The organism is Xanthobacter autotrophicus, from assembly GCF_030015065.1.
In the GTDB taxonomy this organism is placed as follows: domain Bacteria; phylum Pseudomonadota; class Alphaproteobacteria; order Rhizobiales; family Xanthobacteraceae; genus Xanthobacter; species Xanthobacter autotrophicus_D.
Genome location: NZ_JAIVFN010000149.1, coordinates 1 through 8,262 on the forward strand (window position 1 = coordinate 1; position 8,262 = coordinate 8,262).

The 8,262-nt window shown below is 69.2% G+C and carries 6 protein-coding genes; 1 reads left to right on the forward strand and 5 read right to left on the reverse strand.

Annotated features, from left to right (window positions below):
- The coding region (gene murD, locus K9U40_RS20515) for a UDP-N-acetylmuramoyl-L-alanine--D-glutamate ligase (RefSeq protein ID WP_282891972.1) at positions 1–1,515 on the reverse strand (1,515 nt) is incomplete at its 3' end.
- Between the two features lie 172 nt (positions 1,516–1,687).
- On the opposite strand from murD, the gene K9U40_RS20520 reads away from it, so the two are divergent.
- The gene (locus K9U40_RS20520; RefSeq protein ID WP_282891973.1) at positions 1,688–1,906 is read left to right on the forward strand and encodes a YgaP family membrane protein; all 219 of its coding nucleotides are present in this window, start codon (positions 1,688–1,690) and stop codon (positions 1,904–1,906) included.
- A gap of 97 nt (positions 1,907–2,003) precedes the next feature.
- Here K9U40_RS20520 and mraY read toward each other — a convergent pair whose 3' ends face one another.
- The 4 genes from mraY to K9U40_RS20540 all read right to left on the reverse strand — a co-directional run bounded on the left by mraY (position 2,004) and on the right by K9U40_RS20540 (position 7,936).
- The gene (gene mraY / locus K9U40_RS20525; RefSeq protein WP_282891974.1) at positions 2,004–3,089 is read right to left on the reverse strand and encodes a phospho-N-acetylmuramoyl-pentapeptide-transferase; all 1,086 of its coding nucleotides are present in this window, start codon (positions 3,087–3,089) and stop codon (positions 2,004–2,006) included.
- A gap of 7 nt (positions 3,090–3,096) precedes the next feature.
- Complete coding sequence (locus K9U40_RS20530) at positions 3,097–4,548, reverse strand: UDP-N-acetylmuramoylalanyl-D-glutamyl-2,6-diaminopimelate--D-alanyl-D-alanine ligase (protein ID WP_282891975.1); 1,452 nt, start codon at positions 4,546–4,548, stop codon at positions 3,097–3,099.
- 47 nt (positions 4,549–4,595) lie between these two features.
- Positions 4,596–6,080 carry a UDP-N-acetylmuramoyl-L-alanyl-D-glutamate--2,6-diaminopimelate ligase gene (locus tag K9U40_RS20535; RefSeq protein WP_282891976.1) on the reverse strand — a complete coding sequence of 495 codons (1,485 nt, stop codon included), beginning with the start codon at positions 6,078–6,080 and terminating at the stop codon, positions 4,596–4,598.
- 158 nt (positions 6,081–6,238) lie between these two features.
- Positions 6,239–7,936 (reverse strand): peptidoglycan D,D-transpeptidase FtsI family protein, encoded by a 1,698-nt coding sequence (locus K9U40_RS20540; protein ID WP_282891977.1) that lies wholly within the window; start codon positions 7,934–7,936, stop codon positions 6,239–6,241.
- Positions 7,937–8,262: the final 326 nt, after the last annotated feature.

Here is an 8,262-nt window from a genome sequence, read left to right on the forward strand (position 1 = left end):
CCCATGTCCGCCCCCATGTCCGCCCCCATGCCCCATGCCGTGGGGTGCGCCACCGGGATGGCCACCCGGATGCCCGCCCTTCGGCTGCTCCTTCTGGGCCACGGGCGTGGTGGAGCGCGTGCGCGCCTCCACCCCCGGCAGCTGGCGCACCAGCTCGCGGAAGGCGTCGCCGCGCACCTCGAAATTGGGGAACTGGTCGAAGCTGGCGCAGGCCGGCGACAGCAGCACCACCGGCTCCTTGAGCCCGGAGGCCTCGGCGTCCCGCGCGGCGGCTTCCACCGCCTTGTCGAGGGTGCCGGCGATCTCATGGGCAACCGTGCCGCCCAGTGTCGCGGCGAATTCCTCCGCCGCCTCGCCGATCAGGTAGGCCTTGGCGACGCGGCCGAAGAACGGCGCCAGCGGGGCGATGCCGCCCGCCTTGGGCTTGCCGCCGGCGATCCAGAAGATGTCCTCAAAGCTCGCCAGCGCCCGCTCGGCGGCGTCCGCGTTGGTGGCCTTGGAATCGTTGACGAACAGCACCGGGCCCTTGTTGCCCACCTCTTCCATGCGGTGGGCGAGGCCGGGGAAGCGCTTCATGGCCACGGTGATGACCTCGGGCGCGACGCCCACGCCGCGACAGGCGGCAAAGGCGGCGGCGGCGTTCTGCGCATTGTGCGTGCCGCGCAGGGAGCCGATGCCGCCGAGCGGCAGGCGGAAGCGCTCGGCCCCGCCCTCGGAGACCACCAGCGTCTCGCCATCCAGCCAGATGCCGTCGGGCAAGGGCCGCTTCACCGAGATGCGCACCACGTGCTTGCCCGCCTGCTCGGCCCGGTCGGCCATGGCGGCGGAGAAGTCGTCGTCCACGCCCACCACGGCGGTGCCGCCGCCCTCGACGCCGGTGACGAGGCGTTCCTTGACCGCTGCGTAATGCTCGATCGTGCCGTGGCGGTCGAGATGGTCGGGAGTGACGTTGAGCATCACGCCCACCGAGGGGTCGAGGCTGGGGGCAAGGTCGATCTGGTAGGACGAGCACTCCACCACATGCACCCGGCCCGGCTTGGGCGGGGCGAGGGAGAGGATGGCGGTGCCGATATTGCCGCCCATCTGCACGTCGCGTCCGGCCACCCGCAGGATGTGGGTGATGAGCGCCGTGGTGGTGGACTTGCCGTTGGTGCCGGTGATGGCGATGAAGGGCGAGCGCCGGGCGATGGCGTGCCGCTCCCGGCAGAACAGCTCGATGTCGCCGATCACCTCCGCGCCCGCGTCGCGCGCCAGCTTCACCGACCAGTGCGGCTCGGGATGGGTGAGCGGCACGCCGGGCGAGAGCACGAGGGCGGCCACATCCGTCCAGTCGATGGACCTGAGGTCCTGGACGAGGATGCCCGCCTCGCCAGCCTTGCGGCGGGAGGGCTCGGCATCGTCATAGGCGACGACATGGGCGCCGCCGGCCTTGAGCGCTTCGGCGGTGGCGAGCCCGGAGCCGCCGAGCCCGAAAAGGGCGACGGTCCGGTCCTTGAAGACGGTGACGGGGATCATGGCGTTACGAAAATTCCGGTGCGGCAATGGATCGTCTCTTTTCCGTCTAGAGCATGACGGGCAAAAGTGCGAATGCCTTTCGCAACCACAGAAGTCTTACGGGAAATCCCGCGCTTGACCGCCTGCAACATTCGGAACATTGAATGTTGCAGAACCGATTGAGGAGCTGGACATGGCAAATGTGGGTGGGATCGACCGCGTGTTGCGGTTCATCGTGGGCGTGGTGCTGATCCTGGTGCCGTTCGTGGCGCCTTCGGTCCCGGCGCTGGCGGGGCTGGGCAACTGGGGTTGGATCATAGGCGCGGTGGGGGTGGTGATGCTGCTCACCGCCATCTTCCGCTTCTGCCCGGCCTATGTGCCGTTTGGGGTAAAGACGTGCGGGCGGGAGTGAGTCCGCACACGAGGGTGAGGCTCTCAGGCCTCCAGGCATGAAAAAGGCCCGGGGAGATCCTTCCCGCGGGCCTTTTTCATCGGGCTGAAGCCGTGCTTCACCGCAGCTTCAGCGTCGCGAGGCCCGCCAGCGCCAGCACCACGGCGACGATCCAGAAGCGGATCACCACCTGCGGCTCGGTCCAGCCGAGCTGCTCGAAATGGTGGTGGATGGGCGCCATCTTGAACACCCGTTTGCCGGTGAGCTTGAACGACACCACCTGCACGATTACCGAGACCGCCTCCAGCACGAACAGGCCGCCGATGACCGCCAGCACGATCTCGTGCTTGGTGGCCACCGCCACCGTGCCGAGCAGGCCGCCCAGGGCCAGCGAGCCGGTGTCGCCCATGAACACCTGGGCCGGCGGCGCGTTGAACCACAGGAAGCCGAGGCCTGCCCCCATCAGCGCCCCGCACACCACCGCCAGCTCGCCCACGCCGGCCACGTAGTGGATCTGCAGATAGTCGGCGAACACCACGTTGCCCGACAGGTAGGCGATGAAGCCGAACGAGCCGGCCGCGATCATCACCGGCACGATGGCGAGGCCGTCGAGGCCATCGGTGAGGTTCACCGCATTGCCCGCCGCCACGATGACGAACATGCCGAAGATGGCGAAGAACATGCCGAGGTTGAGCAGCAGGTCCTTGAAGAAGGGGAAGGCCACCGAGGTGGAGAGCCCCGGCTTGCCCGCCGTCATGATGATCACCACCGCGACGCCGGCGATCACCGCTTCGATGCCGAGGCGCGCCTTGCCGGACAGGCCGTTGTGGGTCTGCTTCGTCACCTTCAGATAGTCGTCGTAGAAGCCGATGAGGCCGAAGCCCAGCGTCACCAGCAGCACCACCCAGACATAGGGGTTGGACAGGTTCGCCCACAGCAGGGTGGCGACCACGATGCCCGACAGGATCATGAGCCCGCCCATGGTGGGCGTGCCCTTCTTGGTGAGCAGGTGCGACTGTGGCCCGTCGGTGCGGATGGGCTGGCCCTTGCCCTGCTTCAGGCGGAGCGTGGAGATCATGCCCGGCCCGAACAGGAACACGAACAGCAGCGCCGTCACCACCGCCCCGCCGGTGCGGAAGGTGATGTAGCGGAAGACGTTGAAGGCGGGAAACGACGCGTGGAATTCGGCAAGCCACTGGAGCATTGAAACATTATCCTTCGAGCAGCGCGTCCTCGCCGGCGCGGAAGCGCTCGGCGAGCTTCTTGACCAGGGGGCCCATGCGGCTGCCGTTGGATCCCTTCACCATGAGGGTGTCGCCGGCGCGGATGGCGGCGGCCACCATGGGCTCGAGATGGGTGGCGTGGATGGCATAGCCGCCCCGCCGGTCCGAGGGGAGCGCCTGCCATAAGGCGTGCATCTGGGGACCGCAGCAATAGACCTGGTCGATCTTCGCCGCGACAATGGCCTCGGCGAGGCCGGCGTGGTGCGCCTCCCCGTCGGGGCCCAGTTCCAGCATGTCGCCAAGCACCGCGATGCGCCGGCCGCGCGGTCCCACCGGGGTGCGGCTGAGCACGTCCAGGGCGGCGCGCATGGAGGCGGGATTGGCGTTGTAGCTCTCGTCGAGCAGCGTGGCCTGCCCGCTTTTGAGCTGGAGCTGGAGCGGCACGCCACGTCCGGGCGGAGGCTTGAGGTGCGACAAGGCGAGGGCGGCGAGCGCCATGTCGGCGTCGGCGAGCCTGGCGGCGGCGAGCACCGCCAGCATGTTCTGCACGATGTGGCGGCCGGGCATGCCCACCTTGAAGGTGACCGGCGTGCCCATCACGTCCGCCACCGCCACCGAGCAATAGGATTTCAGCGCGGCATCCTTCAGTCGCACGTCCGCGCCGCCGGCTTCGCCGAAGCTGACGATGTGCGAAATGCCGCGCGCCTCGGCCGCCGCTTTCAGGCGCTCGAACAGCGGATTGTCGAGGTTCAGCACCGCCGCGCCGCCCGGCTCCACGCCGTCGAAGATCTCCGCCTTGGCGTCGGCGATCTCCTCGATGGAGGCGAACTGGGCGATGTGCACCGGCTCCACCGTGGTGACGATGGCCACATGCGGGCGCACCAGCCGCACCAGGGGCGTGATCTCGCCCGGATGGTTCATGCCGATCTCGAACACGCCGTAGCGCGCCTCCCGCGGGAAGCGGGCCAGCGACAGGGGCACGCCCCAGTGATTGTTATAGGAGGCGGCCGAGGCGTGGGTCTCCCCATCGGCGCCCAGCGCGATGCGCAGGGCCTCCTTGGTGGTGGTCTTGCCCACCGATCCGGTCACCGCCACGATCTGCGCCGTTGAGCGCGCGCGGGCGGCGCGGGCGACATCGGTGAGGGCGGCGAGCACGTCGTCCACCACCAGCAGCGGTGCGCCTTCCGGGAAGGCGTCCGCCTTGTCGCGGGCGACGACGGCGAGGGCCGCGCCGGCGCCGATCGCCTTCTCCGCATAAGCGTGGCCGTCGCTGTTCTCGCCGGTGATGGCGAAGAAGGCATCGCCGGGGACAAGGGTGCGGCTGTCGATGGAGATGCCGGTGACATCGCGGGGCGTGCCACGCACGGCGGCGCCGGTGGCCTCCACCATTTCGGCGACGGTGTGCAGGACCCGACCGCTTGTGCCAGCGCTCATGTTCATGCCGCTACCTCCTTCGAAGCACGCGCCGATCAGATGACGCGTCCTTCTTACCCCAAGTTGAGAGACGGGCTCGCAGAACCCGACCCGAGAGCGGCGAGGACTTCCGCCGCGTCCGAGAACGGATATGTCCGGTCGCCGATGATTTGGCCGGTTTCGTGACCCTTGCCGGCAACGACGAGCGCATCCCCAGGCTGGAGCAGCGCCACGGCCGCCTTGATGGCCTCCGCCCGGTCGCCGATTTCCCTGGCCCCGTGGGCGCCTTCGAGGATTTCGGCGCGGATGGTGGCGGGGTCCTCGGTGCGGGGATTGTCGTCGGTGACGATCACCACGTCTGCCTTGGCGGCGGCGATGGCCCCCATGAGGGGCCGCTTGCCCTTGTCCCGGTCGCCGCCGCAGCCGAACACCACCATGAGGCGCCCCGGCACCGCCGCCCGCAGGGTGTCGAGCACGGTGGCCAGCGCCTCCGGCTTGTGGGCGTAGTCCACGAACACGGGCCGGCGCGGGTCGTCGCCGATGCGCTCCAGCCGGCCGGGCACGCCGGTGAGAAAAGCGAGGGCATCGAGCGCCGCCGCCCGCTCCGCCCCGCAGGCGATGGCAAGGCCGGCGGCGAGCAATGCGTTGTCCAGCTGGAAGCGGCCCACCAGCGGCACGATGGCGTGCGAGCCGTCCGCGAACATTACCTTCTGCCCGGTGCCGGACCCGGTGGTGCCGAAGATATCGAGGCCGCCCGCCTGCCCCTCGCCGATGGGCAGCAGCTTCAGGCCGCGCGTCTGCGCCCACGCCAGGGCATTGGCGGCGAAGGGCGCGCCGGTCACCGCCACGGCGGTGGCGTCATCCGGCATCACCTGGGTGAACAGGCGCAGCTTGGCCCGGAAATAGGCGTCGATGGTGGGGTGGTAGTCCAGATGGTCGCGGCCGAGATTGGTGAAGCCGCCGGCGGTGAAGCGCACCCCGTCGAGCCGCTTCTGGTCCAGCCCGTGGGAGGAGGCTTCCAGCGCCATGTGGGTGACGCCCTCGCCGGCGAGGCGGTCGAGGGTGGCGTGCAGTTCCACCGGGTCGGGCGTGGTGAGGCTGCCATAGGTGGAGCCGTCCGGCGCCACCAGGCCAATGGTGCCGAGATAGGCCGCCTTGTGGCCGAGCCGCTCCCAGATCTGCCGCAGGAAGAAGGCGACGGAGGTCTTGCCCGCCGTCCCCGTCACCGCCGCGATGGTGGCCGGCTGGCGCAGGTAGAAGCGCGCGGCGGCCAGCGACAGGGAGCGCCGCACGTCGAGGGAGAAGGCGAGCGCCACCTGCGGCGGCAGCACGGGCCGGGGCGCGGTGGGCTCCATCAGCACGGCCGAAGCGCCGCGCGCCACGGCATCGGCGATGAAGCGGCTGCCGTCCGCGTGGGTGCCGGGAATGGCGACGAAGAGCTCGCCCGCCTTGATCCTGCGGCTATCGGCGGAGAGGCCGAAGACGGGGTCGTCGCCCGCGCCGGCCGACAGGATGCGGGCGTGGCCGTCGAGGAGCTGTCCGAGGGAATGGCTGGTCATCGGACCTCTTTTGGCATCCACCCGCGCCGATTGTCACCCTCGACCTGAGGCCGCGTCCCGCGGGTGGTATCAACGTGGGGCGACGGATTACTCCCTTTGCCGGCGCGCTTGACTTGCCGGCGATCGGTCAAGCCCGCGCGGCGCTTGAGCGAAGCCTGTCAGTGCCGGTCGGCCACCTTGAGGGGCATGCGCAGCAACTGTTCCGCATTGGGCAGGTTCTGCCGCGGCGCGATGTTCAGGAGGGGCGCGATGCGCTCCACGATCTTGCCGGCGGTGGGTGCCGCGTTCCAGCCGGAGGTGGCGAAGCCGTAGGTCTCCGATGTCGCCTTGGGCTCGTCCAGCATCACGAGGATGAGGTAGCGCGGCCTGTCCATGGGGAAGACCGCGGTGAAGGAGGTGAGCAGCTTGTTCTTGGCGTAGCGCCCGTTCACCACCTTCTCGGCGGTGCCGGTCTTGCCGCCCACCAGATAGCCGGGCACCTCGGCCTTGGTGGCCGTGCCTTTCTCCGCATTGAGGCGCAGCAGGTAGCGCATCTTGTCCGAGGTCTCGGGCTTCAGCACCCGCACCGCCACCTTCTGCGCGTCCTCCTGGGACCGCTTGATGAAGGTCGGCGGGATGAGCCAGCCGCCGTTCACCATGGAATTCACCGCCATCACCGCCTGCAGCGGGGCGACGGAGAGGCCATGGCCGAAGGCGATGGTGGCGGAATTCAGCTCGCCCCAGCGCCTGGGCACGATGGGCTCGGAGCTTTCCGGCAGCTCGGTGCGCAGCCGGTCGAGCTGGCCCATCTTCTTCAGGAAGGCCTTGTGGGCGTCCACGCCGAGGGAGAGCACCATCTTCGCCGTGCCCACGTTGGATGAGACGAGGAAGATCTCGGGCACGGACAGCACCCGATTTTCCGCATGGTAGTCGGAAATCTTGAAGCGGCCGAAATGCATGGCGCCGCGGGCATCGAACGAGGAATTCAGGCCGATCCTGCCGGAATCGAGCGCCATGGCGAACGACAGCGCCTTGAAGGTGGAGCCCATCTCGAACACGCCGGTGGTGAGCCGGTTGAGATAGGCGTCGTCCTTCGGATCGCCCGGCACGTTGGGGTCGAAGTCCGGCAGCGAGACCATGGAGACGATCTCGCCGGTGTTGACCTCGGTCACCACCGCCATGGCGTGGAGGGCCGAGAACTTGGTCTTGGCCCGGATCAGCTCGTCGCGTACCGCATGCTGCACGCGCATGTCCATGGAGAGCTGCACCGGCTCCTGCTGGAGGTCGGTGGCGAAGCCCGCCAGATGCAGTTCCGCGAGGCCGCGGCCGTCAATGTATTTCTCGAGGCCGGAAATGCCCTGGTTGTCCACGTTCACGCCGCCCATGACGTGGGACAGGATGGGGCCGTCCGGATAGATGCGGCGGTTTTCCTTCAGGAAGCCGATGCCGGGAATGCCGAGGCGGTGGATGGCGCGCATCTGCGCCGGGGTGATCTCGCGCTTGAGCCAGGCGAAGCCCTTGCCGGAATTGAGCCGCTTGCGGCTTTCCTCCACGTCGAGGTCGGGCAGCACCTTGAGCAGGCCTTCCAGCGCCTCGTCGGGATCAATCAGGCGGCGCGGCTCGGCGAACAGGGACGGGGATTTCACGTCGATGGCGACGATGTCGCCGTTGCGGTCGATAATGTCGGGCCGCGCCGAGGACACCGCGTCCGAGCCGCGCCCGCGCGTGGCGCCGGGATCGGAGGTGACGGCGAGATGGGAGAGCTGGGCGGCGATGGCGATGAAGACCGCGCAGAAGGCGGCCATGATCAGCTTGATGCGGCCGCGCGCGACCGTCTCCGGGTCACCCCGGTCGAGGCCGAACAGGCCGCGCACCATATGACGGCCCGCACGCCACGAGAGATGGCCAAGGCGGACCGCCATGGCCGACGCCACGGCCCAGGTGGCGATGGCGGCGCGGCGCAGAGCGCGCAGCATCGCGCGGCCGGCGGTGCCGGCGAGGCGGCCGACCGTGTCCAGCAGCACGGCGCAGGCGGCGTCGGCCTTCTGGATCTCGGGGCCCAGCGCTGCCGCCGTGTCGGCGGCGAAACGGGCGATGCGGGCGGAAAAGGGCGTCTTCTCGACCATGGCGACCTCTTCAGCGTTCCCCGGAGAACAGGCGCTTCAGCCCTTCGATGAGGTCCGGCCCGGGGTCGGGGCGGGCC